Below are 1718 nucleotides of genomic sequence, written 5' to 3' on the forward strand. Positions count from 1 at the left end.
CGAGATGTCCGATTTAGATAAATCATTCCATCCCGATCGGGGACTCCAGGAATACTACTCAGCAGGACATCCGGAGGTAAATCTTTTTCCTGTAAAACTGTTTTCTTTAATGCTGAATAGAGTAAATAGCCATGATCAGCAGGAAGCGTCCGCCCCCGCAGCGAAAATTGTACTTCGAGAAAGTTCATATACTTAACTCCTTCCCAAAACATTGGTAGATCTAGAGTTCTGGTAGGCTGCACCCCCGGTAAAAAGCCTTCCCCCCTCGCTTAATAACATCAAATCTATTTCAGGCAAAGTTCTATACTTCGAGCAGCTGCTCCTGCCTTAACACTAGATCTTTTGAGCTTCCCTGAACAGATAAATCTCAATCTATGCTAGACCTAGCTTTACCCATGCAACTGCTGCTTTCAAGAGCAAAGTTTGAACTTTATCCATAAATACATTTAAATCAGGCTGACTAGATTGACCCTTGGAAAATTGTTTCTTTTAGAGTTGAGACTCAGTGAAAAAATCCTACAAACCTCCTACCCAGGACAGACGATGATAGTCTTAAAAGCCTAGGAAATCAGAAGATTTAGTCTGTTTTATCAGTACTTTCTGGAGTGACGCCCGACTTATTCCCGGATTTTTCACCTTTTAATTTTATGCTCTATTGAGTACCGACGCAGTTCAAATTTGGGATCAGATCCTGGAGATAATTACTATGAAATTGAAGTTTGTTAGTCTATTCCTGATGCTTGGTTTGGCAACCATCCTGGGAGCCTGCCAATCCCCCTCTGAAGAGACTTCTCCTGCGGGGACGATTGAGCCCGAAGCAGGGGGTATTCAAGAAGAGCCGATGGCCCCAGGTGAAATGGAATCTCCTGCCGACCCGGCTGAAGAGCCTGCTAGCAACTAGCTCTTGACCCGACATGAATGAAAGCCTAAGCAGTTACTTTGTCCGAGCCTGATCAAGCGTTCTTGAGGCTGGTACTGGTTCCCTCTAAATTAAAGGGGGAACCAATTTTGGTTGCAACCAAAATCCTAGACGTTCCTGGAACTATATATGATTTGGCAGTAGGTTGATAACCCTAAAGGAAGTTTAACGCCGTTGATTGATTCCCAAGCTGCTGGTTGCATTCTCCAGCTTCGACAACGAGCAGCATCTTTATTGATTTACCAGGATGTTTTAGCGGCTGCGCCTGGATCGACCTATCTAAATCTGCTACAGGCGCTTAGTGAAGCGACTCTGTTATGGAGCAGTGACTCCTCCCAGCCCCCACTTTCCCTTAACCAGCGTCTGCATTGTCTGCAAGCCTATGGTCAGTGGTTTCGAGCTTTGGCTGAAGGGGGTCAAAGTTGGCAGGACTACCTCGTGATTCAAACTCTCAAGGCAGAGAATTCTTTTACCCGCCAAGTTCAAAACGCTGAGTTGGAAGATTTGCCCTCAGCCCTGATAGCCGCAGCTCGGCACGATTTGCAAATCCTGCAAACGCTCTGGCAGTGGTATAGTCAATCGATCAGTCAGTGGGTTCAAGCTTTTGTGGGCCAGGATTTGAGTATCCTGACCTGGACACCTGATCGACGCAGGAGTGCCCATGAGTTTCCCCTACAAAAATTTTCAGACTGGGCAGATTCCCTGGAAGATCTCACCCATCATTATCGGCAATTTGGCACCGGACTGATTGCAGACTATCAAGCCCTACGCTGGCACTCAGGTCAGCTGCAGGGAATTG

General features: G+C 46.4%; 2 protein-coding genes and 1 pseudogene. 2 read left to right on the plus strand and 1 reads right to left on the minus strand.

Going from position 1 to position 1718, the window contains the following annotated elements; genetic code table 11:
• The coding region (locus AC2VE5_RS26450) for a type I-MYXAN CRISPR-associated protein Cas6/Cmx6 (protein ID WP_486890522.1) at window positions 1-188 on the minus strand (188 nt) is incomplete at its 3' end.
• A gap of 518 nt (window positions 189-706) precedes the next feature.
• Between AC2VE5_RS26450 and AC2VE5_RS26455 the strand changes: the two genes are divergently transcribed.
• The gene (locus AC2VE5_RS26455) at window positions 707-901 is read left to right on the plus strand and encodes a hypothetical protein (RefSeq protein WP_486890523.1); all 195 of its coding nucleotides are present in this window, start codon (window positions 707-709) and stop codon (window positions 899-901) included.
• Window positions 902-1093: 192 nt separating this feature from the next.
• Window positions 1094-1718: pseudogene (locus AC2VE5_RS26460) on the plus strand (AAA+ family ATPase); the annotation flags it as partial.

This window comes from Aliterella sp. E5.1 (genome assembly GCF_057473825.1).

What these genes read in the sequence shown, in the direction of transcription:
- AC2VE5_RS26455 (WP_486890523.1), top strand. Translation starts at nt 707, where the DNA reads ATGAAATTGAAGTTTGTTAGTCTATTCCTGATGCTTGGTTTGGCAACC.